Here is a 25447-nt window from a genome sequence, read left to right as displayed (position 1 = left end):
GCCCTGAATTCTCCATTCAACACGGCTCTAAGCCCCTCTCGTCCCTTTCAAGCCTGTCACCGGTCAACTAACTATGCTCCATGCGCATCTGGGGGATAGGTGCGTGGCGGCTCTTGTGATAACATCCGGCGGTTTCCAGGGTAGCCTGATGTGGCTGCCTTTACTGCGCAGATCCATGGCATAACTCGTTGATTTGTCGTAAGTCGGTGCATGGCACTCAGCCTGCAGCGGCGAGCTTCGTTCGTCCCATATGGATGTGACGAAGTTTCACCAGAAAAAGGAATCAGGCTTCTCATGGGCGAACTGGCCAAAGAAATCCTCCCGGTCAATATCGAAGACGAGCTGAAGCAGTCCTACCTCGACTACGCGATGAGCGTAATTGTCGGGCGGGCACTGCCGGATGCGCGCGATGGCTTGAAGCCCGTGCACCGGCGTGTGCTGTTCGCGATGAGCGAGCTGGGCAACGACTTCAACAAGCCGTACAAGAAATCTGCCCGTGTTGTCGGTGACGTGATCGGTAAGTATCACCCTCACGGTGATACCGCGGTGTACGACACCATCGTTCGGATGGCGCAGCCATTCTCGCTGCGTTACCTGCTGGTAGACGGTCAGGGCAACTTCGGTTCGGTGGACGGCGACAACGCCGCAGCCATGCGATACACCGAAGTGCGCATGACCAAGCTGGCGCACGAGCTGCTGGCTGACCTGCACAAAGAAACCGTGGACTGGGTGCCGAACTACGACGGCACCGAAATGATCCCGGCGGTCATGCCGACCCGTATTCCCAACCTGCTGGTCAACGGCTCCAGCGGTATCGCCGTGGGCATGGCGACCAACATTCCGCCGCACAACCTCGGTGAAGTCATCGACGGTTGCCTGGCACTCATCGACAACCCGGAACTGACCGTCGATGAGCTGATGCAATACATCCCTGGTCCGGACTTCCCGACCGCTGCGATCATCAACGGTCGCGCCGGCATCATCGAAGCCTACCGCACCGGTCGCGGGCGCATTTACATGCGTGCCCGCTCGATGATCGAAGACATCGACAAGGTCGGTGGTCGCCAGCAGATCGTCATCACCGAACTCCCTTACCAGCTGAACAAGGCGCGTCTGATCGAGAAGATCGCCGAGCTGGTAAAAGAGAAGAAGCTTGAAGGCATCACCGAGCTGCGCGACGAGTCCGATAAAGACGGTATGCGCGTCGTGATCGAATTGCGTCGCGGTGAAGTGCCTGAGGTGATCCTCAACAACCTCTACGCCCAGACCCAGCTGCAAGCGGTGTTCGGTATCAACATCGTCGCGCTGATCGACGGCCGTCCGCGGATCCTGAACCTCAAGGACCTGCTGGAAGCCTTCGTTCGTCACCGTCGCGAAGTGGTTACCCGCCGTACCGTGTTCGAGCTGCGTAAAGCGCGCGAACGTGGCCACATTCTGGAAGGTCAAGCGGTTGCCCTGTCGAACATCGACCCGGTCATCGCCCTGATCAAGGCCTCGCCAACGCCGTCGGAAGCCAAGGAAGCGCTGATCAAGACTGCGTGGGAATCTTCCGCTGTAGTTGCGATGGTTGAGCGTGCCGGTGCCGACTCGTGCCGTCCAGAGACCCTGGACCCACAATACGGTCTGCGCGAAGGCAAGTACTTCCTGTCGCCAGAGCAGGCGCAAGCCATTCTGGAACTGCGTCTGCACCGTCTGACCGGTCTGGAACACGAAAAGCTGCTGGCCGAGTATCAAGAGATCCTCAACCAGATCGGCGAGCTGATCCGCATCCTCAGCAGCGCCACGCGCCTGATGGAAGTGATCCGCGAAGAGCTGGAAGTGATCCGCGCCGAATACGGCGATGTGCGTCGCACCGAGATTCTCGATGCCCGTCTCGACCTGACCCTGGGCGACATGATCCCGGAAGAAGAGCGCGTCGTGACCATTTCCCACGGTGGCTACGCCAAGACCCAGCCATTGGCTGCGTACCAGGCTCAGCGTCGTGGCGGTAAAGGCAAGTCGGCCACCGGCGTCAAGGATGAGGACTACATTGCTCACCTGCTGGTCGCCAACAGCCACACCACGCTGCTGCTGTTCTCCAGCAAAGGCAAAGTGTACTGGCTGAAAACCTACGAAATTCCGGAAGCGTCCCGCGCTGCCCGTGGTCGTCCGCTGGTCAACCTGCTGCCGCTGGACAGTGATGAATACATCACCACCATGCTGCCGGTCGAGGAATACACCGAAGGTCACTTCATCTTCATGGCCACTGCTAAAGGCACCGTGAAGAAGACCCCGCTGGAATCCTTCAGCCGTCAACGCAGCGTCGGTCTGATCGCGCTGGAACTGGACGAAGGTGACGTACTGATCTCTGCCGCCATTACCGATGGCGAGCGTGAAGTCATGCTGTTCTCCGACGGTGGCAAGGTCACTCGCTTCAAGGAAACCGACGTTCGCGCCATGGGCCGTACCGCTCGCGGTGTCCGCGGTATGCGTCTGCCGGAAGGCCAGAAGCTGATTTCCATGCTGATCCCGGAAGAAGGCAGCCAGATCCTCACCGCTTCGGCGCGTGGTTTCGGCAAGCGCACCGCGATCACCGAGTTCCCTGAGTACAAGCGTGGCGGTCAGGGCGTTATCGCCATGGTCAGCAACGAGCGTAACGGCCGTCTGGTCGGCGCAGTCCAGGTGCTCGACGGCGAGGAAATCATGCTGATTTCCGACCAGGGTACTTTGGTTCGTACCCGTGTCGACGAAGTCTCCAGTCTGGGTCGTAACACCCAGGGCGTGACCCTGATCAAGCTGGCCAGCGATGAAACACTGGTTGGTCTGGAGCGGGTTCAGGAGCCATCGGAAGTCGAAGGCGAAGAGCTGGAAGGCGAAGGGCTCGAAGGTGAAGAGGGTGCAGTGTTCGACGGTGAAGTCGTGATCGACGACGTTGCCGAAGACCAGCAACTCGACGCCGCCGCTGACGAAGAGCCACAAGAGTAAGCGGGCAAGCAGGGGGCGGATGAAAATTCGCCCCCTTGTTGTTTGTCCCTTTTGAAAATTCGACACCTAAGAATATTTTTGTGTGGAAGGGCTTTTGTGGGAGTCGGGCTTGCCCGCGATGCAGGCACCGCGGTGTATCTTGTAGACCGTGGTGATGCCATCGCAGGCAAGCCAGCTCCCACAAAGGCCTGTCCCCATGAGGTCTGTGTCGGCTGATGATTTACTGCGTGATACCACCAAATCAGAGCGAGATTGGATGTGAGCAAGAGAGCCTATAACTTCTGTGCCGGTCCTGCGGCGCTTCCCGAAGCTGTCCTGAAGCGCGCCCAGGGTGAACTCCTTGATTGGCACGGCAAGGGCCTGTCGGTCATGGAAATGAGCCATCGCAGTGATGAGTTCGTGTCCATCGCCACCAAGGCCGAGCAGGATCTGCGTGATCTGCTGAATATCCCCTCGAACTATAAAGTGCTGTTTCTGCAAGGTGGCGCCAGCCAGCAATTTGCTCAGATTCCTCTGAACCTGTTGCCGGAAAGCGGCACGGCCGACTATATCGACACCGGTATCTGGTCGCAGAAAGCCATCGAAGAAGCCTCGCGCTACGGCCACGTCAATGTTGCCGCGACCGCCAAGCCTTACGACTATTTCGCTATCCCCGGTCAGAATGAATGGAGCCTGTCCAAAGACGCGGCCTACGTTCACTACGCACCGAACGAAACCATTGGCGGCCTGGAATTCCAATGGATTCCGGAAACCGGTGATGTGCCGCTGGTTGCCGACATGTCCTCGGACATTCTTTCGCGTCCGGTGGATGTCTCACGCTTCGGCATGATCTACGCTGGCGCCCAGAAAAACATCGGCCCGAGCGGTATCGTCGTGAACATCGTTCGCGAAGACCTGCTGGGTAACGCCCGTTCCATCTGCCCGACCATGCTCAACTACAAGGTCGCGGCCGACAACGGCTCGATGTACAACACACCGCCAACCCTGGCCTGGTACTTGTCCGGTCTGGTGTTCGAGTGGCTGAAAGAGCAGGGTGGTGTTGAAGCCATCGGCAAGCTCAATGAAGTGAAGCAGCGCACGCTGTACGACTTCATCGACGCCAGCGGCTTGTACAGCAACCCGATCAACAAGTCGGATCGCTCGTGGATGAACGTGCCGTTCCGTCTGGCTGACGACCGTCTCGACAAGCCATTCCTGGTCGGTGCCGAAGAGCGTGGCCTGTTGAACCTCAAGGGTCACCGTTCCGTGGGTGGCATGCGTGCCTCCATCTATAACGCCGTCGACATCGTTGCGGTCAACGCACTGATTTCGTACATGGCAGAGTTCGAGAAGGAACACGGCTAATGTCTGAGCAAGAACTCAAGGCACTGCGCCTGCGCATTGATGCCCTGGACGAAAAGGTCCTGGAGCTGATCAGTGAGCGCGCACGCTGCGCCCAGGAAGTTGCGCGAGTAAAGATGGCCTCGCTGGCCGAAGGCGAAGTGCCGGTGTTCTATCGTCCTGAGCGTGAAGCTCAGGTGCTCAAGCGTGTGATGGAGCGTAACCAGGGGCCGTTGGGCAACGAAGAGATGGCGCGGCTGTTCCGCGAAATCATGTCCTCGTGCCTGGCTCTTGAGCAGCCGCTGAAAGTGGCTTACCTCGGCCCTGAAGGGACCTTCACTCAGGCTGCAGCCATGAAGCACTTCGGCCATGCAGTGATCAGCAAGCCGATGGCAGCAATCGATGAAGTGTTCCGTGAAGTCGCGGCCGGTGCGGTGAACTTTGGCGTGGTCCCGGTGGAAAACTCCACCGAGGGCGCGGTCAACCACACCCTCGACAGCTTCCTCGAACACGACATGGTGATCTGTGGCGAAGTCGAGCTGCGTATTCACCATCACCTGTTGGTCGGTGAAAACACCAAGACCGACAGCATCAGCCGCATCTATTCCCACGCCCAGTCCCTGGCCCAGTGCCGCAAGTGGCTGGACGCCCATTACCCGAATGTCGAGCGCGTGGCGGTTTCGAGCAACGCCGAAGCGGCCAAGCGGGTCAAGGGTGAGTGGAACTCGGCGGCGATCGCCGGCGACATGGCCGCCGGTCTGTACGGGTTGACTCGTCTGGCCGAAAAAATCGAGGATCGCCCGGACAACTCCACGCGATTCCTGATGATCGGTAGCCAGGAAGTGCCGCCGACCGGCGACGACAAGACCTCGATCATCGTTTCCATGAGCAACAAACCCGGCGCGCTCCACGAGCTGCTGGTGCCGTTCCATGACAACGGCATCGACCTGACGCGCATCGAGACCCGTCCGTCGCGCAGCGGTAAATGGACCTACGTGTTCTTCATCGACTTCGTCGGCCACCATCGCGATCCGCTGATTAAAGGTGTGCTGGAAAAGATCAGTCAGGAAGCAGTAGCACTCAAAGTGCTGGGTTCCTACCCGAAAGCAGTTCTCTAAGGGCGGTAGCAAATGAGTGGCAACTTCCTCGCTCTGGCACAGCCGGGCGTGCAACAACTTTCGCCTTACGTTCCGGGCAAACCCGTGGACGAACTGGCCCGTGAGCTGAACCTCGATCCGGCCAATATCGTCAAGCTGGCGAGCAACGAAAACCCGTTGGGCGCCAGCCCCAAGGCGCTGGCAGCGATTCGCGAAGCGCTGACCGAGCTGACCCGCTATCCGGACGGCAACGGTTTTGCGCTCAAGACTCTGCTGGCCGATCAGTGCCGCGTCGAGCTGAATCAGGTGACGCTGGGCAACGGCTCCAACGACATTCTGGAGCTGGTGGCGCGCGCCTATCTGGCGCCAGGCCTGAACGCGGTGTTCAGCGCTCATGCGTTTGCGGTCTATCCGATCGTCACCCAGGCCGTCGGCGCCCAGGCAAAAGTGATCCCGGCCAAAGACTGGGGTCATGATTTGTCGGCCATGCTCGCCGCGATCGATGCCGATACTCGCGTGGTGTTCATCGCCAACCCGAACAACCCGACCGGGACCTGGTTTGGCGCCGAAGCGCTGGACGAATTCCTGCAGGACGTACCGGAACACGTGCTGGTGGTGCTGGACGAGGCCTACATCGAATACGCCGAAGGCAGCGACTTGCCGGATGGCCTGGATTATCTGGCCGCTTATCCGAACCTGCTGGTCTCGCGCACTTTCTCCAAGGCCTATGGCCTGGCGTCGCTGCGGGTCGGTTATGGCTTGTCCTCGGCCATCGTCGCCGATGTGCTCAATCGCGTACGTCAGCCGTTCAACGTCAACAGCCTCGCGCTGGCTGCCGCTTGTGCCGCGTTGCAAGACTTCGAGTACCTGGCCGAAAGCCGTCGCCTGAACGAGTCCGGCATGCAGCAGCTGCAAGCGGGTTTCCGCGAGCTGGGTCTGAGCTGGATTCCATCCAAAGGCAACTTCATCTGTGTCGATCTGGGTCGCGTTGCGGCGCCAGTGTTCGAGGGGTTGCTGCGCGAAGGCGTGATCGTGCGTCCGGTGGCCAACTACGGCATGCCGAACCACCTGCGTATCACCATCGGTTTGCCGGCTGAAAACAGCCGCTTCCTCGAGGCGCTGACCAAGGTTATGGCTCGTGGTTGATGTCACTGCACTGCAATCTGCGCAACCTATGATCGGTCGCCTGGTGGTGGTCGGCTTGGGGTTGATCGGCGGTTCGTTTGCCAAAGGCCTGCGTGAAAGTGGTCTGTGCCGCGAAGTGGTCGGGGTCGATCTCGATCCGCAGTCGCGCAAGCTGGCGGTCGAGTTGGGCGTGGTGGATCGCTGCGAAGAAGACTTGGCGGCGGCTTGCCAAGGTGCTGACGTGATTCAGCTGGCGGTGCCGATCCTGGCCATGGAGAAATTGCTCGCGCTGTTGGCGGGCATGGACCTGGGGCAAGCGATTCTGACCGACGTCGGTAGCGCCAAGGGCAACGTGGTGCGCGCGGCGACCGAGGCGTTTGGCGGCATGCCGGCGCGTTTCGTGCCGGGGCATCCGATTGCCGGTTCCGAGCAGAGCGGGGTGGAAGCCTCCAATGCCGAACTGTTCCGCCGCCATAAAGTGATTCTGACGCCGCTGGATCAGACCGATCCGGCCGCGTTGGCAGTGGTTGACCGGTTGTGGCGTGAACTGGGTGCCGACGTCGAGCACATGCAGGTCGAGCGTCACGACGAAGTGTTGGCGGCGACCAGCCATTTACCGCACTTGCTGGCATTCGGTTTGGTCGATTCGTTGGCCAAACGCAATGAAAATCTTGAGATCTTCCGTTACGCTGCGGGCGGTTTCCGCGATTTCACAAGAATCGCCGGTAGCGACCCGGTCATGTGGCACGACATCTTCCTCGCCAACCGCGAAGCTGTCCTGCGCACACTCGATACATTTCGCAGCGACCTCGACGCCTTGCGCGACGCGGTCGATGCAGGGGATGGGCACCAATTGTTGGGCGTGTTCACTCGCGCCCGGGTTGCCCGCGAGCATTTCAGTAAAATCCTGGCCCGCCGGGCCTATGTGGACGCTATGAATTCCAACGATCTGATTTTCCTGGCACAACCTGGTGGCCGCCTGACTGGGCGGATTCGTGTACCGGGCGACAAATCGATTTCCCACCGCTCGATCATGCTCGGTTCCCTGGCTGAAGGCGTCACCGAAGTGGAAGGTTTCCTCGAGGGCGAAGACGCTCTGGCGACCCTGCAAGCTTTCCGCGACATGGGTGTCGTCATCGAAGGTCCGCACCACGGTCGCGTGACCATCCACGGCGTCGGCCTGCATGGCCTGAAGCCTGCGCCGGGCCCGATCTATCTGGGTAACTCCGGCACCTCGATGCGTCTGCTGTCTGGCCTGTTGGCTGCGCAGAACTTCGACAGCACCCTGACCGGCGACGCTTCGCTGTCCAAGCGTCCGATGAATCGCGTGGCCAATCCGCTGCGTGAAATGGGCGCCGTGATCGAGACCGCCGCTGAAGGTCGTCCACCGATGACCATTCGTGGCGGCAACAAGCTCAAGGGCCTGACTTACACCATGCCAATGGCCAGCGCCCAGGTTAAATCCTGCCTGTTGCTGGCGGGTCTGTATGCCGAAGGCAAGACCACCGTCACCGAGCCGGCACCGACTCGCGACCACACCGAGCGCATGCTGCGTGGCTTCGGCTACCCGGTGACCGTCAACGGCGCGACTGCCTCGGTCGAGTCCGGCCACAAGTTGACCGCGACCCACATTGAAGTGCCGGGCGATATTTCGTCGTCGGCGTTCTTCCTGGTGGCGGCGTCGATTGCCGAAGGTTCGGAGCTGGTGCTTGAGCACGTCGGCATCAACCCGACCCGTACCGGCGTGATCGACATCCTGCGCCTGATGGGCGCTGACATCACCCTGGAAAACCAGCGTGAAGTCGGCGGCGAACCGGTAGCGGATCTGCGCGTGCGGGCAGCTAAACTCAAAGGTATCGAGATCCCTGAGGCGCTGGTTCCACTGGCTATCGACGAGTTCCCGGTGCTGTTCGTGGCTGCTGCATGTGCCGAAGGGCGCACCGTGCTGCGCGGTGCCGAAGAGCTGCGCGTGAAGGAGTCGGACCGGATCCAGGTGATGGCGGATGGTCTGCTGGCGCTGGGCGTCAAGTGCGAGCCAACCCCGGACGGTCTCATCATCGACGGCGGCCAGATCGGCGGCGGCGAAGTGCACGGTCACGGCGATCACCGGATTGCCATGGCTTTCAGCGTGGCTTCTTTGCGCGCTAGCGCACCGATCCGCATCCACGATTGCGCCAACGTTGCGACCTCGTTCCCGAACTTCCTCGCGCTGTGCGCGCAGGTCGGTATCCGTGTTGCACAAGAGGCTCAGTCGTGAAAGTCATCGCACCGGTCATCACCATTGATGGGCCAAGCGGCTCTGGCAAGGGCACTGTCGCCGGGATGCTGGCCAAGCGTCTGGGCTGGAACTTGCTGGATTCCGGTGCGCTGTACCGATTGCTGGCGTTCGCGGCATATAACCATGGCGTCGACCTGACGAATGAAGAGCTGCTCAAAAAACTTGCCGCTCATCTGGATGTGCAATTCATCGCAGCGACCGACGGTCAGCTGCAGCGCATTATTCTGGAAGGCGACGAAGTCAGCGATATCATTCGCACCGAAAGTATCGGCTCGGGCGCCTCGCAGGTCGCTGCGTTGCCCGCCGTTCGTGAGGCGCTGCTACAGCGCCAGCGGGCCTTTCAGGAACCACCGGGTCTGGTGGCCGATGGCCGCGACATGGGCACGGTGGTATTTCCCGACGCGCCATTGAAGATTTTCCTGACCGCCAGTGCCGAGGAGCGTGCGCGCCGTCGATACTTGCAGTTGAAGGGCAAAGTCGATGGTGTTAGTCTGTCGAGTCTGCTAGATGAGATACGTGCGCGCGATGAGCGTGACACCCAGCGAGCGGTAGCCCCGCTCAAACCGGCGGCTGACGCCATACAGCTGGATTCCACGGAATTATCCATCGATCAGGTGCTGGAACGCATCATGAGTGAAATCGCCATTCGCGATATCGCCGGGTGACCAAGAAACGACCCAGGGGACCAGTCATAGTCCTGAGTCGTTTCTTTAAATGAACGTAACCCACATCGTCTGGGATGTGGAGATGGGCGTATCCTTCGCCCTTATTCAACAGGAATTAAAATGAGCGAAAGCTTTGCGGAACTCTTTGAAGAAAGCCTAAAAACCCTGAACCTTCAGGCAGGCTCCATCATCACCGGTGTTATCGTTGATATCGATTACCAAGCTCGCTGGGTAACCGTTCACGCTGGCCTGAAGTCTGAAGCACTCATCCCGCTTGAGCAGTTCTACAACGATGCTGGCGAACTGACTATCAACGTCGGTGACGAAGTTCACGTTGCTCTGGACTCGGTTGAAGACGGCTTTGGTGAAACCAAGCTGTCCCGTGAAAAAGCCAAGCGCGCTGAATGCTGGATTGTTCTGGAAGCAGCCTTCGCAGCCGAAGAAGTGGTCAAGGGCGTTATCAACGGTAAGGTTAAAGGCGGCTTCACTGTCGACGTTAACGGCATCCGTGCGTTCCTGCCAGGTTCTCTGGTTGACGTTCGTCCAGTGCGCGACACCACGCACCTGGAAGGCAAAGAGCTGGAATTCAAGGTCATCAAGCTCGACCAGAAACGCAACAACGTTGTCGTTTCCCGTCGCAGTGTCCTCGAAGCCGAGAACTCCGCCGAGCGTGAAGCTCTGCTGGAATCCCTGCAGGAAGGTCAACAAGTCAAAGGTATCGTCAAGAACCTCACCGATTACGGCGCATTCGTCGATCTGGGTGGCGTCGATGGCCTGCTGCACATTACCGACATGGCTTGGAAGCGTATCAAGCATCCTTCCGAAATCGTCAACGTTGGCGACGAGATCGATGTCAAGGTTCTGAAGTACGATCGCGAACGCAATCGTGTTTCCCTGGGCCTCAAGCAACTGGGCGAAGATCCATGGGTTGCTATCAAAGCCCGTTACCCAGAAAGCACTCGCGTTACCGCTCGTGTAACCAACCTGACCGACTACGGCTGCTTCGCTGAGCTGGAAGAAGGCGTTGAAGGTCTGGTACACGTTTCCGAAATGGACTGGACCAACAAGAACATCCACCCTTCGAAAGTCGTACAAGTCGGCGACGAAGTGGAAGTTATGGTTCTGGACATCGACGAAGAGCGTCGTCGTATCTCCCTCGGCATCAAACAGTGCAAATCTAACCCATGGGAAGATTTCTCTGGCCAGTTCAACAAGGGCGATAAAATCTCCGGCACCATCAAGTCGATCACCGATTTCGGTATCTTCATTGGTCTGGACGGCGGCATCGACGGTCTGGTTCACCTGTCCGACATCTCCTGGAACGAAGTGGGCGAAGAAGCCGTTCGCCGCTTCAAGAAGGGCGACGAGCTGGACACCGTTATCCTGTCGGTTGACCCAGAGCGCGAGCGCATCTCCCTGGGTATCAAGCAACTGGAAAGCGATCCGTTCTCCGAGTACGTTCAAGAGAACGACAAAGGCGCCATCGTTAAAGGCATCGTGAAAGAAGTTGACGCTAAAGGCGCCATCATCACTCTGGCCGACGATATCGAAGCGACTCTGAAAGCCTCCGAAATCAGCCGTGACCGCGTTGAAGACGCGCGCAACGTTCTGAAAGAAGGCGAAGAAGTAGAAGCCAAGATCATCAGCGTTGACCGCAAGAGCCGCGTAATCCAGCTCTCGATCAAGTCGAAAGACGTTGAAGACGAGAAAGAAGCCATCCAAAGCTTGAAAGACAAGCCTTCGGATAGCATCGCTGCTGGTCCTACCACTCTGGGCGACCTGTTGCGTGCACAAATGGAAAAACAGAACTAAGTTCTGTCAGACCATAGAAAAAGGGCGACTTCGGTCGCCCTTTTTTGTGTCTGCGATTTGGTGAATCCCGGGCGTGCTGACGCTGCGATATTTCTTTCGTGAAACCAATGATCTACATAAGCTGTCTGTAACTTCATACAGGTCAATCGTCTATTCAAGGCTAGGCTTAGTCTGAAGTGAACGACTGCCGGGCTATGTGCCCGGCATAAGGAAATAAATGAACAAGCTCATTGTCGTGATAGCAGTACTGACATTGGCGGGCTGTACCACCAATGCCAAGACTCATGCGGTACGCGGAGTCAGTGGCATAGAGGTCGATTGTTCAGGGTTGGGTTCCGGATGGGAGAGGTGTCACAAAAGAGCTGCCAGGGAATGCAAGGGCGCAGGCTATAAAGTCGTCGTAAGGTCCGATGACGCGAAAGAGGAAGATGAATTCCCTTTTGGCTTCAATCCCGCGGGTTATCTGACACGCACCATGCTGGTTATCTGTAGATGAATGCCGGGTTTGAGCAATGTTCCGATGTTCTGAAATCGGGCTCCTCATTACAAGGAAAGATATGTCAAAACTCGAGCTGTTCAAATTTCTCCGGGCATGCTAAAACCTTTGAAGCGCTTTTCCTAGCTGCTTGAAAAAGAAGGGAAAAATATGACGAAGTCGGAGTTGATCGAACGAATTGTCACCCATCAAGGGCTGCTCTCATCCAAGGATGTGGAGTTGGCCATCAAGACCATGCTTGAGCAAATGTCCCAATGTCTGGCCACTGGTGATCGAATCGAGATCCGTGGTTTTGGCAGCTTCTCCCTGCACTATCGCGCGCCGCGCGTAGGTCGCAATCCGAAAACCGGTCAGTCCGTCAGCCTCGACGGCAAGTTCGTTCCGCATTTCAAGCCAGGCAAAGAACTGCGCGATCGCGTGAACGAGGACGAGGAGGAAGGGCTTTGACAGCTGCTGCACTTCAAGGAACCGCTGATGCATAACCTCAAGCGCGTACTTCTCGCTGTATTTGTCCTATTGCTCGTTCTGGCGATCCTGGCGTTCGTTCTTGAGAACCAGCAAGGCGTTGCACTGCTATTCCTGGGCTGGTCGGGTCCACAGTTACCAGTATCGCTGATCATGGTGATTGCGCTGTTGGTTGGCATGGTGATCGGGCCGATTCTCGGCTGGTTTCTGGGACGTACGTCCAGAGCCTCACGCAAGCGCCTTGCCTGACTGCGACAAGCCCGTTGTGTGTATCGAGTTTGTGTCACAGCTTGTCCATATCCATTAGTAAAACCTTCATTAAGCTGTAAAATGCTGCGCTTGATCGATAGGGCATTCCCGAATCGGTTCAGACTGACTCTGTCAGAAGCCTCGGCGAACTTGATGGCTTTTGCATTCATGGATTTGACAGCGCGCAATTGGCGGCCCTGTCAGCAACTTAAGGGTATGGTTTCGCGTGAAAATTCTAGTTACCGGCGGCGCCGGGTTTATCGGCTCGGCAGTCATTCGTCATATCATCTCCAACACTAACGACTCTGTCGTTAACGTCGATAAACTGACCTATGCCGGTAACCTTGAGTCGTTGGCCGAAGTCAGCCAGAACTCGCGTTATGTATTCGAACGTGTCGACATCTGCGACCGCGATCAAGTCGATCATGTCCTGCGTGAACACCAACCGGATGCCATCATGCACCTGGCCGCAGAGTCCCACGTTGATCGCTCGATCTCCGGTCCGTCTGAATTCATCCAGACCAACATCATCGGCACATACACCTTGCTGGAAGCTGCACGCCATTATTGGGCGGCACTGGATGATGCGCGTAAAGCCAACTTCCGCTTCCACCATATTTCCACCGACGAAGTCTACGGAGACCTCGAAGGTCCGGAAGACCTCTTCACCGAAACCACGCCGTACCAGCCAAGCTCGCCGTACTCGGCCAGCAAGGCCAGTTCCGATCACCTGGTTCGCGCCTGGGCTCGTACTTACGGCCTGCCGACCCTGGTCACCAACTGCTCGAACAACTACGGTCCCTGCCACTTCCCTGAGAAGTTGATCCCGCTGATCATCCTCAACGCACTGGAAGGCAAGCCGCTGCCGGTTTACGGCAAAGGCAATCAGGTCCGTGACTGGCTCTACGTCGAAGACCACGCCCGCGCACTGTACAAAGTCGTGACCGAAGGCGTGATCGGCGAGACCTACAACATCGGCGGCCATAACGAGAAGCAAAACATCGAAGTGGTGCATACCCTGTGCGCACTGCTCGACGAGCTGCGTCCTGACTCCGCTCATCGTCCACATGCCAGCCTGATTACCTACGTTCAGGATCGCCCGGGCCACGACCAGCGCTACGCAATCGACGCCAGCAAAATCCAGCGCGAGCTGGGTTGGACGCCGGAAGAAACCTTTGAAACCGGTATTCGCAAAACCGTCGAGTGGTACCTGAACAACACTGAATGGGTCGCTCACGTGAAGAGCGGCAGCTACCAGCAATGGATTGACCAGAACTACACGGATCGTTCGGATAAAGCATGAAAATCCTCCTGTTGGGAAAAAATGGCCAGGTAGGCTGGGAGCTGCAACGCTCCCTTGCGCCGCTGGGTGAATTGATCGCTCTGGACCGTCACCCGGTCGATGGTTTGAGCGGCGACCTGTCTGATCTCGATGCACTGCGTGCGACGATCCGTCAGGTCAAGCCCGACGTCATCGTCAACGCAGCGGCTTACACCGCCGTCGATAAAGCCGAGTCCGAGACGGAGCTGGCCGACCGTGTGAACGGTCAGGCGAGTCAGGTCATGGCTGAAGAAGCTGCGTCCCTGGGCGCTTGGCTGATTCACTACTCGACCGACTACGTGTTCAGCGGTGAAGGCCTGAAGCCATGGCAAGAGACAGATGCCGTCGCCCCGGTGAATCATTACGGCGCGAGCAAACTGGCCGGCGAGCAAGCGATTGCTGCCTCGGGCTGCAAGCACCTGATCTTCCGCACCAGCTGGGTCTATGGCGCGCGCGGCAACAACTTTGCCAAGACCATGCTGCGTCTGGCCAAGGACCGCGAAACCTTGAGCGTCATCGCCGACCAGATCGGCGCCCCGACCGGCGCAGATTTGATTGCCGACGTGACGGCATTGGCCATTCAGCAGGTCTTGCAGCGTCCTGAACTGGCGGGCCTGTATCATCTGGCGGCCGCCGGCGAAGTGTCCTGGCACGGCTATGCCAGCCATGTGATCGGTTTTGCCAAGGCCAGCGGTGAAGAACTCGCCGTCACGTCGATCAATCCGATAGATACAACTGCCTACCCAACACCGGCGCGCCGCCCTCTGAACTCCCGGTTGAACACTGAAAAGCTGCGCGACAATTTTTCTCTACACTTGCCGGATTGGCAAAGTGGTGTCACCCGAATGCTTACGGAAGTTCTGAACAAATGACCACGACAAATCGTAAAGGCATCATCCTCGCTGGCGGTTCGGGCACTCGTCTGCACCCGTTGACCCTCGGCGTGTCCAAGCAGATGCTGCCGATCTACGACAAGCCGATGATCTTTTATCCGCTGTCGGTGCTGATGCTCGCCGGTATGCGCGAAATCCTGATTATCTCCACCCCTGAAGACTTGCCAAGTTTTCAAAAATTGCTGGGTGACGGCAGCCTGTACGGCATCAAGCTGACCTACGCCGAGCAACCTAGCCCGGATGGTCTGGCACAAGCCTTCATCATCGGCGAAGAATTCATCGGCAAGGACCCTTGCTGCCTGATCCTGGGCGACAACATCTTCTACGGTCAGCACTTCTCGGAAAACCTGCGTTCCGCCACCACTCAAGAGCACGGCGCGACTGTATTTGGTTATCACGTATCCGACCCAGAGCGTTTTGGTGTAGTCGAATTCGACGCTGCCGGCCGCGCCTTGAGCATCGAAGAGAAGCCGCTAAAGCCGAAATCCAGCTACGCGGTGACTGGTCTGTACTTCTATGACAACCAGGTTGTCGAAATCGCCAAGAACATCAAGCCATCCGCACGTGGCGAGCTGGAAATCACTGACGTTAACCGTGCGTACCTCGAGCAAAAGACTCTCAACGTCGAAATGCTTGGCCGTGGCTTCGCCTGGCTGGACACCGGTACCCATGATTCGCTGTTGGAAGCCAGTCACTTCGTGCACACCATTGAACAGCGTCAAGGCTTGAAAGTGGCTTGCCTGGAAGAGATCGCGTACCACAATGGCTGGATTACTGCCGAGCAGTTGGGTACTCAGGCTGATGCCCTGAAGAAGACGGGTTACGGTCAGTATCTGCAGAAACTACTGGATTCGCCCTCCCACTGATTCGAAAGCTCAATCCTTTCGAACAGTAGCGTTTAATCGGTCCAGGCAGGAATGGCATGCCAGTAAAACATCCCAAGGTTGCGGTTTTGCTGGCTGCCTACAATGGCATGCGGTGGATCGAGGAACAGTTGGTCTCGATCCTCGACCAGTCAGCTGTCGACGTAACCGTTTATATCAGTATTGATCCTTCCACTGACGGTACCGAAGCTTGGTGTGCGGGTTATGCCGCGGGCCACTCTCGAGTGATTGTCCTACCCGACGCGGGCAGGTTCGGCGGTGCGTCGCGCAACTTCTTCCGTCTGATCCGCGATGTCTCTCTGGACGAGTACGATTTTGTCGCGTTCGCCGATCAGGATGATGTCTGGGATATCGATAAGCTCCAGCGTGCGACTCATGCGATCGATTCGCGCAAGGTGGATGCTTATTCCAGCAACGTAACCGCTTTTTGGGCTGATGGGCGAACCTGCTTGCTCGACAAGGGGCAGCCTCAAGTTGCCTGGGATTACTTGTTTGAAGCGGCAGGCCCGGGTTGCACGTACGTGATGAAGCGTCGACTGATGACGCAGTTGAAGGCTTCAATACTCGCCAGTTGGGACGAGCTACAGAAGGTCAGCCTGCATGATTGGTATTGTTACGCCTACGCCCGCAGTCACGGTTTCAGCTGGTTCATAGATCCGCTTTCATCCATGCAATATCGCCAGCACGAGCAAAATCAAGTGGGGGCGAACACCGGTATCAGCTCGTTGATCGAGCGTTATAAAACGATTCACGATGGCTGGTGGTTTTCCCAGGTCCGGATGATCGCTCGTCTGGTGGGAGTTGAAGATGATGCTTTTGTGCGACAGTGGTTGCCGCTGGGTCGCAGGCAGTTGTTGAAATTATCACTAAGCGCCAGGCACTGCCGACGGCGGACGAGAGATAAAATGTTTTTCTTCTGTATTTGTTGTGCCACTGCTGCGATTGGGAAAAAGGCCGGATGACAGCTTCTCGGGTTTTAGTGACCGGGGCGACCGGTTTTGTAGGTGAGGCCGTCGTCTTTCGCATGCTGCTGGACAAGGTGTATGCACCCGTCGCGGCGGTGCGTGGCGAAACCCGGTTGAGCGGTCTCTGTGATGTGGTGCCGTTTGACTTGAGCGAAAGCGTTGCGCTGCCCGAACTCGCGCAGATCGATACAGTGATTCACTGTGCCGCAAGAGTGCATGTGATGAATGAGTCTGCCGCGGATCCGCTGACAAAATTCCGTCAAATGAACGTCCAGGGTACAGCGCGTCTGGCTCGAAATGCAGCGGAATCGGGCGTCAGACGTTTCGTTTTCATCAGCTCGATCAAGGTCAATGGTGAGGCTACATTGCCCGGGATGGCTTTCAAGGCCGACGATCAACCTGCACCGGCTGATCCATACGGTGTTTCAAAGTGTGAAGCGGAAGATGTCCTTCGTGAAATCGGCCGAGAGACAGGGATGGAGATTGTCATCATTCGTCCGCCTCTGGTGTACGGCCCGGGCGTGAAAGCCAACTTTCTCAGCATGATGAGTTGGCTGCGCACAGGCTTGCCGTTGCCACTGGGTGCTTTGAAAAACCAACGCAGTCTGGTAGCCATCGCCAACCTCGTCGATCTGATCGTCACCTGCATTGCTCATCCCGCCGCTGCCAATCAGACATTCCTGGTCAGCGATGGTGATGATTTGTCTACCACCCAGCTACTCCGGCGCATGGCCGTGGCATTGGGTAAACCTGCGTTCCTGCTGCCAGTGCCGCAAGTGGTTCTGCGCAGTGCTGCGCGAGTAGTGGGCAAGAGCGAAGTGGCACACAGGCTTTGCGGTTCATTGCAGGTCGATATAGAGAAAACCCGCGAGCTCTTGCAGTGGTCGCCTCCCGTCAATGTGGACAAGGCTTTGAAAGTCACGGCGGCGCACTACCTGAATCATTAGCGAGGCCGGTCTACGCTCGAGTTGGAGCCCGTTTTTCGGGCCTGACGAGGAAAATTTACACGTTGTATGGCTGATCTAACAAATGGCAATCGGCAATTGGCAGAATGCCACCCTTTTGCCAATGCAGGGCGCTTGATACCCTACGCAACCCCTTGCTCCATGCGGCTTTACTGGGCTATCAATGTTCAATCCACGTAGATGGATTTTCCATTTTCCCGCCTTTAACGTTGCCTGAACGTATTTGAGGTAGTGATATCACTGGGCTATCAAATGGGTTTAGCTAATCGTTATAATGACAAATTTTGCGCAGTCGGGAGCGGTTCATGAGAAGAGCATGTAAGGCTTGTCCTGCTGATCACACGCAATCTGATGTTGGGCAGACCAACACCGTCATTATTTTATCTATAACGCAATGGAGTGCTCGGTGGTAGCCCCTCTTCCGCTAGATGTTCAGAAAGGCGATTTACCTTCCCGTGAAGCGGCCACTATCCAGGGCCAGGGTGTCCACGCGCCGCGTGTCACGATCTTGATGTGTACTTATAATGGTGAGCGTTTCCTGTCCCAACAACTGGACTCGATCGCTCGTCAGACCTATCGCAATTGGGATGTCGTGGTATCGGACGATGGTTCGACGGATGCCACGCTGGAAATATTGCGCCAATATTCGGAAGCCTGGGGTGAGGGCAAGCTAACCGTTCGGCAGGGCCCGAAGCGAGGTTTCGCCGCAAACTTCATGTCACTCGCCTGTGATGCACCGGCGCAGTCCGGGTTCTATGCGTGGGCGGATCAGGACGATATCTGGCAGGACATCAAGCTTGAGGTTGCTCTCAAGTCGCTGCGACACCTGCCGATGGATATTCCAGCGTTGTATTGTGCGCGTACCGAATTAATTGACGATACAGGAGCGATTATCGGCTGCTCCCCTTTGTTTGCCCGTCCGGCCAGTTTTTCGAATGCATTGGTGCAGAGTATCGCCGGAGGTAACACGATGGTGTTCAACGGTGCTGCTCGGGCGCTCTTTAGAGCGGCGGGAGCGCATCTTGATATCGTTTCCCATGACTGGTGGGCCTATCTGCTGATTACCGGTGCAGGAGGTCGGGTTATCTATGATCGCGCGCCGACCATCCTTTACAGGCAGCACGACGCTAACTTGATTGGATCAGACATGGGCGCGCGTGCACGTTTGGTTAGATTGCGCATGATGTTCAGCGGACGCTTCAAGGGGTGGAACCAGAGAAACATCATCGCCCTGGAATCTGTCCGCTCACGGCTCAGCGAGGAGAGCCAATTGACCCTGGATATGTTCCAGAAAGCCCGAAAGTCCCTGGGGCTGGCACGGTTCATCTGGCTGAGCCGCTCCAGAGTTTATCGACAGACCCGCTGGGGCAATCTGGGCCTGATCCTGGCGGCAGTCCTGAATAGAATCTGATAGTTAGTCGAGCACGGAAGACTCCTTTGGAGTTTTTCGGGGCACTGAAGCAGTATTTGAACAAGAGAATTTTCTGATGAGGTTCATCTCCCTCAGTTTTTTTAGGTGTGTGCTTAATGCGTAATTTTTCTATAACCCCAAGGGAATTGGTTGCCAGTTTCTGGCGCAATCGCGGCATGATCAGGGCTCTGGTGCAGCGAGAGGTCGTCGGGCGATATCGCGGATCGTTCATGGGAATTCTTTGGTCTTTCTTCAATCCGGTGTTCATGCTGATCGTCTACACATTTGTATTCAGCGTCGTATTCAAGGCCCGTTGGAGCGGTGGCAGCGATTCGAAGACAGAGTTCGCGCTCATCCTGTTCGCCGGGCTGATCGTATTCAACCTGTTCGCCGAGTGCTTCAATCGAAGTCCGACCCTGATTCTTTCCAATGCAAACTACGTCAAGAAGGTGGTATTTCCGTTGGAGATCCTGCCTTGGGTAACCCTCGGTTCGGCACTCTTTCATATGGTAATCAGTCTGATCGTCTGGCTGATTGCCTACGTCTTTCTATTTGGTACTCCTCATCTGACGGTATTGCTCTTTCCACTGATCATTTTGCCGCTTGTGCTGTTGATCATGGGATTGACCTGGGCGCTGGCATCGCTGGGCGTTTACTTGAGAGATGTGGCGCAATTTATAGGGATTTTGACCACAGTACTGATGTTCCTGTCGCCCATTTTCTACCCGGCGAGTGCTCTTCCCGAAAAGTACCAGCATCTGCTGATGTTGAACCCGCTCACGCCGACCATCGAATACGCACGCGAAGTGCTGTTTTGGGGACGGATGCCTGATTTTAATATTCTCGGCATCTACTTGGTGGGTTCGGTAGTGGTCGCCTGGCTGGGCTTCGCCTGGTTCCAGAAAACTCGAAAAGGATTTGCTGATGTCATCTGAGATTGCAATCAAAGTTCAGAATCTCAGCAAATGTTATGAGATTTATGACAAGCCGCGCGACCGTTTGCTGCAAATGCTCAGCCGTGGCAAGAAAAGGTACTGCCGGGAATTTTGGGCGCTACGCGATGTTTCGTTCGAAATCCGCAAGGGCGAGACCGTTGGTATTGTCGGCAAAAACGGCAGCGGAAAGTCGACGTTGTTGCAGATACTGTGCGGCACCCTCAACCCTACCGCTGGTACCGTGGAAACGCGTGGCCGGATTGCTGCTTTGCTGGAGCTGGGTTCGGGATTCAATCCTGAGTTCACCGGGCGCGAAAATGTCTACTTGAACGCGACTATCCTCGGCTTGAGCAAAGAGGAAATCGATGAGAAGTACGATGCAATCATCGAGTTTGCGGACATCGGCGAATTTATCAATCAGCCGGTAAAAACCTACTCCAGTGGTATGTTGGTACGTCTGGCGTTTTCCGTTCAGGCTCAAGTCGAACCGGACATTCTCATTGTCGACGAAGCGTTGGCCGTTGGCGACGCGAAGTTTCAGGCGCGCTGTTTTGATCGCTTGAAGAAGTTGAAGGAAAGTGGCACCAGCATCTTGCTGGTGACGCATTCAAGTGAGCAGATCGTGACTCACTGCGACAAGGCATTCCTGTTGAATGACGGTGTGCAGCTGGAGCAGGGTGAACCACGAAAGGTCGTGAATCGTTATTTGGACTTGCTATTCGGCAAGACCCAGAACTCCGTTTCGACTGAAGTCGAACAAATCGACGAAGCGCCAGAAACGTACCACACGCCTGAGGGTGGTATGGATGTGTTTGATACACACCCTAACTACAATCCCAATGAGTACCGGTGGGGCGATCGAGCGGCAACGATCATTGACTTCCACTTGAGTGCGAGTGGGATGGACTATCCCGTTGCAGTCGATACCGGTTCGAAAATCAAGCTTTCGGTGTTCGTCAGGTTCGATACCGAGCTGGTATGTCCTATCCTCGGCATGACCATAAAAACCAAGGAAGGCGTTACTGTTTACGGTGTGAACAGTGAAACCCTTGAGTGTCCGGATTTCCGGGCCTTTGGCCGCAAAGGTGACATTGTCGAGGTTGAGTTAGGGATCGCCTGTGAGTTGGCGCCGGGTGATTACTTTATATCCTTGGGTGTGTCGACCAAAGACGGTGAAGAGGTGACCCCGAGGGATCGACGTTACGATTCGATTCACCTTCAAGTTCGGCCAACAGACAAGTTTTTTGGGCTGGTAAATCTAGATTCGAGCATTCGTGCCAAAAAGGTTGCAAATTGAATACTTTATTGATGCAAGCGGGCTATCAACTAAACGAAGAACTCAAAATCTGGTCGCGGCCGGATTATGCGAGTATCAATTATAGTGATGGTGATACCACCGAACTGCGCATTAAATTCTTGATTGACCAAGCGCGTGATGTAAGTGTTTTTTCCGATGAGCTACGGGGCTGGTGTACGGATTGGCCATCCCTGTACTACCTGTCCAGTACTCGGGCAAATTTGCTGCGTGTGTTTGACGCAGATCTTGGCGGTGATGTCCTGGAAATTGGCGCTGGTTGCGGCGCGATCACCCGCTATCTGGGAGAACAAGGCGGCAACGTGCTTGCGCTGGAGGGCAGTACCCGTCGAGCGAGCATTGCCAGAGCGCGTACCCGAGATTTGTCGAATGTGTCGGTATTGGCCGAATCATTCGAAAGCTTCCAGATTGACAAGCAGTTTGATGTCATCACGCTGATTGGCGTATTTGAATATGCCAATCTGTTTGTGTCGGGTGAAAATCCGGGCGCGAATATGCTTAAAAAGGTCCGCTCCCTCTTGAAACCCGACGGGTTGTTGATCATCGCCATCGAGAACCAGTTGGGTCTCAAGTACTTTGCGGGTGCGCCAGAAGACCATGTTGTCACGCCGATGTTTGGTGTTGAAGGTCGCTACAACAGTGCAACACCGCAGACTTATGGCAAGCAGGCTTTGGCTTCGTTGCTCGCCAGCGCCGGCTTTACCTCGAATGAGTTTTTCGCACCGTTTCCGGATTACAAACTGCCGGTTTCGATTGTCACGGAACAAGGGTTTGACGATCCTGATTTTGATGCAGCAGCTTTTGCGTGGCAGAGCGCTCAGCGCGATCCACAGCTACCTGAGCTCTGCACGTTCTCTCTTGAGTTGGCGTGGCCGCAGATCTGTAAAAATGGTCTTGGCATGGACATGTCCAACTCCTTTCTCATCGGCGCCTCGCCGGTTGCCCGGAAAACATTGGACGACGGAACGCTGGCTGTACACTACAGCAGTGATAGACGGGCCGAATTTTGCAAAAGCTCGTCGTTCAAAAAATGCGTTGAAAACACAATCATTGTTCACTACGAAAAATTGGCTGAGGCTCACCAAACGCCTGCCGTAGACGCCATCATTGAATTTAAATTGACTGCCTCCGAACCTTATATCAAGGGTTATGTGCTCTCAACAAAGTTGATCGATATTATCAATACCGAAGGCTGGGCCTATGCCAAGGTCGGCCAGTTCTTGAAAGACTACGTGGACATATTGAAAGATATTTCCAGCGGCCAACCAGGCGCTGACGGCTTGTTGTCTGGTCAATTGTTCGATGCCGTACCTCAGAACATCCTGATTGATCAAGCGGGCAGACCTCATCTGATTGATAAGGAGTGGTCGCTGACTGTCGATTTGCGGATCGAATTCCTGTTGTTCAGAGCACTACGTCAATTGCTCGGATCGGTGACACGCTTCAATCGAAGCGCGGAATTCGCAACGGCAACTTATAAAGAGTTTGTATTCTCCGCCTGCGAGGCGGGTGGTTATCCAATCAATGAGGATGACGTTCGGCAATTCCTGTCATTGGAAGCGTTAGTCCAGAGTGCTATCAATGGCCGCAAACCTAGCGAATTCCTGTCGTGGGATGAAGACCGATTGGTTGTCAGCGATAACCTGCTGACGGCTTTTAACAAGTCGCAGGCCTCTCTGGCATCTGAAACCGCAGCGTTGGGCGCTGCCGGGCAGGAAATTGAAAGAGTTGAGGCTGAGTCGCATAGACTTCAATCCGAACTTGAGAGTCTTCAGTCGGAAAGGTATCGGTTGTCTGTGCGGCTGGCTGAGAGTCAGGCCGCCTACAACGATGTGATCCATTCGAACTCCTGGTTTATCACCAAGCCAATTCGCTTTCTTGTTCGTTCACTGCGTAACGGGAAAGGGGTCTTTCGCACCAACCTGGAAAGTGGCAAGCGCGCGGCGACTGCTTATCTGCGTAAACAGGACTTGAAAGGTTCTGATCCAGTTGCCAAGAGTTACGTAGTTGAAGCACCCATTAAGCGTGCTAGATCCGTCACTGTGATCCTGCCTGTCTATAAAGGCATCGAGATGACGAAGCGGTGCATTGAAGCCGCGATGCCGGGAATCCTTTCCCTTGCCGATTCGAAGATCATTGCGATCAACGACTGCAGTCCGGATGCCGGCATGCAGGACATGCTGCTCGAGCTCGAGTCGAAATGGCCTGGCGTGCTGACTGTTCTGGAAAACCAAGTCAATCTGGGGTTCGTCAAAACGGTCAATCGCGGGATGCGCCAGGCTGCCGAGGATGACATCGTTTTCCTCAATAGCGATGTCATCGTTCCGGAAAACTGGCTGGAGCGACTCACGGCAGAAGCCTACATTGCCCCTGATATCGGTACAGTCACCCCGTTTTCCAATAACGCAACCATCTGCAGTTTTCCAGCCTTCCTGTACGAAAATGAACAGGCTTTCGGGCTGGATGTCCACCAGATCGATAAAGTCTTCGCGGGCGCGCGACTGCCAAATGTGAAGGCACCCACCGGTGTCGGATTCTGCATGTATGTGCGCCGCGACTGCCTCGACGTTGTCGGCCTGTTGAATGAAGAAAAATTCGGGCGTGGTTACGGCGAAGAGAACGACTTATGCCAGCGCGCGCTCAAGGCGGGCTGGTTCAATGTCATAACGCCGAACCTGTACGCATTCCATGAGGGTGGCGTCAGTTTCTCCTCAACGAAGCAAGCCTTGATTGAAAACGCGTTCAAAGCCATTGTTGAACTTCACCCCGACTATCACCTGGATATTCAGAAGTTCATCGCCGAAGATCCGATCAAAACGGTGCGAGTCAACCGCCTGGCTCAGTTGCTTTCGACACTTGATCGCCCCAAGGTTCTGCAGGTGTCACATGAGGCCGGTGGTGGGGTCGAACAGCATGTCGAGGAGTTGAGCGAAGCACTCCAGGCGAACGCCTACAATCTTATCCTTGCTCCTTTCAAGGGCACGGGTGCCGTCACTCTGAGAATGGGCACTTTCCCAGGAGCGGACGAGTTGGTGTTCCGGGTTCCGGAAGAATATCCGATGCTGGTGGCTTTGCTTAAAGGGTGTGGCGTCGGGTTCGTCCATTTCCATCATTCCCTTGGCTTGAACCCGTTGTTGTTTGGACTGCCGGCGCAGCTGGGCACTGAATACGCATTGACGGTTCACGACTTCTATTGGCTCGGTGGCAACCCGACATTGACAAATCAGAATGGGATTTACCCAGGCCAGTACGCCGACGATTTGCTCAATCCTGCGTTCCCTCTGCCGGAAGGTGTTTCAGCTCTGGCTTGGCGCGATCAGTTGAGAGCATTCATCGAAAGCGCGAAAACTGTGGTTTTCCCTTCTGAGTACACGTTGTCGCTCTACCAGCAGCACTACGCGTTGCAGAGTCCGGTTGTGGCTTTGCATGTCGAGGACAAGCGGGTTGCAACAGCTTCGGTGACGCCGATCAGTCAAAAACCGCGTTACACCGTGGGTGTGCTAGGTGCGCTGGGGAAAGAAAAAGGGGCTGATTACCTTGAGCAAATGGCGGCGAAGGCGGCGGCAGGTAATTTGCCATTCGACTTCAAGCTTCTTGGGTTCGCGTATAGAGAATTGAAAGGGGTTTTCACCACTGGGCGATATGATGCAGATGACTTGAAGCGGCTGATGTCAGAGCATGATCTCGACTTGATCCTGTTTCCTTGCCAGTGGCCAGAAACTTACAGCTATACCCTGAGTTACGCGCTGGCATCGGGACTGCCGATCATCGCTCCGGATATCGGTGCATTCCCCGAGCGACTTTCCAATCGGGAGCATACTCTCGTGTACCAGTATGGTATCGAGCCTGATGAGCTTCTGGTTGAGATGGGCAAATTTTTGAATTCGTCAGCTGCCGGAGAAGTCATACTGGCGCCGCAGCACAGTAACAGTTTGCTGAACCACGATTTCTACAATGTCGCGTATGTGCAGATGACCAATAGCGGGGTTCCGCGCCAGGATCAGGTCGCCGTTATCGAGCTTCCAGCATCGAATGCGTCGGCGGAGGAATACGAAGTGCCATTGACGACCAAAGAAATCGCACTTCTTGCTCTTTGGACGCTTTATCGCAAGCCTGGCATGCGGCGCATCAGCAATGCTGTCCCGTACGGTCTGCGTCAGAAGATCAAGAGAATGCTGTCCAAGCGGCCTCTGCATGAAATTGTGGATATTCATAAAAACTGAGTAGTTGTTCCCTCTTGCCGTGTGACAACAGCTCAAGTGGCAAGAGGGTTTTCAGAGTGTTTTT

General features: G+C 55.9%; 19 protein-coding genes. All 19 read left to right on the top strand.

Translation table 11 applies throughout. The features are described 5' to 3' along the window. Positions 1–294 precede the first annotated feature (294 nt). The gene (gyrA, locus tag ACZ3HH_RS06530; RefSeq protein ID WP_123723139.1) at positions 295–2964 is read left to right on the top strand and encodes a DNA gyrase subunit A; all 2670 of its coding nucleotides are present in this window, start codon (positions 295–297) and stop codon (positions 2962–2964) included. A gap of 258 nt (positions 2965–3222) precedes the next feature. Then, entirely contained in the window at positions 3223–4308 is a 1086-nt protein-coding gene (gene serC / locus ACZ3HH_RS06525) for a 3-phosphoserine/phosphohydroxythreonine transaminase (RefSeq protein WP_465803533.1), read from the top strand. Beyond that, positions 4308–5402 carry a prephenate dehydratase gene (gene pheA, locus ACZ3HH_RS06520; RefSeq protein ID WP_030128742.1) on the top strand — a complete coding sequence of 365 codons (1095 nt, stop codon included), beginning with the start codon at positions 4308–4310 and terminating at the stop codon, positions 5400–5402. Before serC ends, pheA begins: the two co-directional genes overlap by 1 nt. Positions 5403–5414: 12 nt before the next feature. Beyond that, on the top strand, positions 5415–6527 hold the full coding sequence (gene hisC, locus ACZ3HH_RS06515) for a histidinol-phosphate transaminase (RefSeq protein ID WP_465803531.1): 1113 nt from the start codon (positions 5415–5417) through the stop codon (positions 6525–6527). A 28-nt stretch (positions 6528–6555) separates the two neighbouring features. After that, on the top strand, positions 6556–8763 hold the full coding sequence (locus tag ACZ3HH_RS06510) for a bifunctional prephenate dehydrogenase/3-phosphoshikimate 1-carboxyvinyltransferase (RefSeq protein ID WP_367375765.1): 2208 nt from the start codon (positions 6556–6558) through the stop codon (positions 8761–8763). Continuing rightward, positions 8760–9449 (top strand): (d)CMP kinase, encoded by a 690-nt coding sequence (cmk, locus tag ACZ3HH_RS06505; protein ID WP_465803530.1) that lies wholly within the window; start codon positions 8760–8762, stop codon positions 9447–9449. Before ACZ3HH_RS06510 ends, cmk begins: the two co-directional genes overlap by 4 nt. Positions 9450–9569: 120 nt before the next feature. After that, on the top strand, positions 9570–11261 hold the full coding sequence (gene rpsA / locus ACZ3HH_RS06500) for a 30S ribosomal protein S1 (protein WP_008005961.1): 1692 nt from the start codon (positions 9570–9572) through the stop codon (positions 11259–11261). A gap of 217 nt (positions 11262–11478) precedes the next feature. After that, entirely contained in the window at positions 11479–11757 is a 279-nt protein-coding gene (locus tag ACZ3HH_RS06495) for a hypothetical protein (protein WP_465803529.1), read from the top strand. 150 nt (positions 11758–11907) lie between these two features. Continuing rightward, positions 11908–12204: an integration host factor subunit beta gene (gene ihfB, locus ACZ3HH_RS06490; protein ID WP_003369729.1), complete on the top strand. Its 297-nt coding sequence runs from the start codon at positions 11908–11910 to the stop codon at positions 12202–12204. Positions 12205–12231: 27 nt separating this feature from the next. Then, positions 12232–12471 (top strand): LapA family protein, encoded by a 240-nt coding sequence (locus ACZ3HH_RS06485; protein WP_465803526.1) that lies wholly within the window; start codon positions 12232–12234, stop codon positions 12469–12471. Between the two features lie 226 nt (positions 12472–12697). Next, positions 12698–13774: a dTDP-glucose 4,6-dehydratase gene (rfbB, locus tag ACZ3HH_RS06480; RefSeq protein ID WP_465803524.1), complete on the top strand. Its 1077-nt coding sequence runs from the start codon at positions 12698–12700 to the stop codon at positions 13772–13774. Beyond that, positions 13771–14664 (top strand): dTDP-4-dehydrorhamnose reductase, encoded by an 894-nt coding sequence (rfbD, locus tag ACZ3HH_RS06475; protein WP_465803523.1) that lies wholly within the window; start codon positions 13771–13773, stop codon positions 14662–14664. The genes rfbB and rfbD overlap by 4 nt, the downstream gene beginning before the upstream one ends. After that, positions 14661–15551 carry a glucose-1-phosphate thymidylyltransferase RfbA gene (rfbA, locus tag ACZ3HH_RS06470; RefSeq protein WP_465803521.1) on the top strand — a complete coding sequence of 297 codons (891 nt, stop codon included), beginning with the start codon at positions 14661–14663 and terminating at the stop codon, positions 15549–15551. Before rfbD ends, rfbA begins: the two co-directional genes overlap by 4 nt. A gap of 56 nt (positions 15552–15607) precedes the next feature. After that, a complete protein-coding gene (locus ACZ3HH_RS06465; protein ID WP_465803519.1) occupies positions 15608–16531 on the top strand; it encodes a glycosyltransferase in 924 nt (307 codons plus the stop codon). Further along, positions 16528–17481 (top strand): UDP-glucose 4-epimerase family protein, encoded by a 954-nt coding sequence (locus ACZ3HH_RS06460; protein ID WP_465803518.1) that lies wholly within the window; start codon positions 16528–16530, stop codon positions 17479–17481. Before ACZ3HH_RS06465 ends, ACZ3HH_RS06460 begins: the two co-directional genes overlap by 4 nt. Positions 17482–17905: 424 nt before the next feature. After that, positions 17906–18910: a glycosyltransferase family 2 protein gene (locus ACZ3HH_RS06455; protein ID WP_465803516.1), complete on the top strand. Its 1005-nt coding sequence runs from the start codon at positions 17906–17908 to the stop codon at positions 18908–18910. Positions 18911–19026: 116 nt separating this feature from the next. Further along, complete coding sequence (locus tag ACZ3HH_RS06450) at positions 19027–19845, top strand: ABC transporter permease (protein WP_465803514.1); 819 nt, start codon at positions 19027–19029, stop codon at positions 19843–19845. After that, positions 19832–21142 carry an ABC transporter ATP-binding protein gene (locus ACZ3HH_RS06445; protein WP_465804026.1) on the top strand — a complete coding sequence of 437 codons (1311 nt, stop codon included), beginning with the start codon at positions 19832–19834 and terminating at the stop codon, positions 21140–21142. The genes ACZ3HH_RS06450 and ACZ3HH_RS06445 overlap by 14 nt, the downstream gene beginning before the upstream one ends. Beyond that, positions 21139–25383, top strand: coding sequence for a glycosyltransferase (locus tag ACZ3HH_RS06440; protein ID WP_465803513.1), 4245 nt, complete (start codon positions 21139–21141; stop codon positions 25381–25383). Before ACZ3HH_RS06445 ends, ACZ3HH_RS06440 begins: the two co-directional genes overlap by 4 nt. Positions 25384–25447 lie beyond the last annotated feature (64 nt).

The organism is Pseudomonas sp. PME37.24/025 (assembly GCF_055556615.1).
This window is presented reverse-complemented; position numbering and strand designations above follow the sequence as displayed.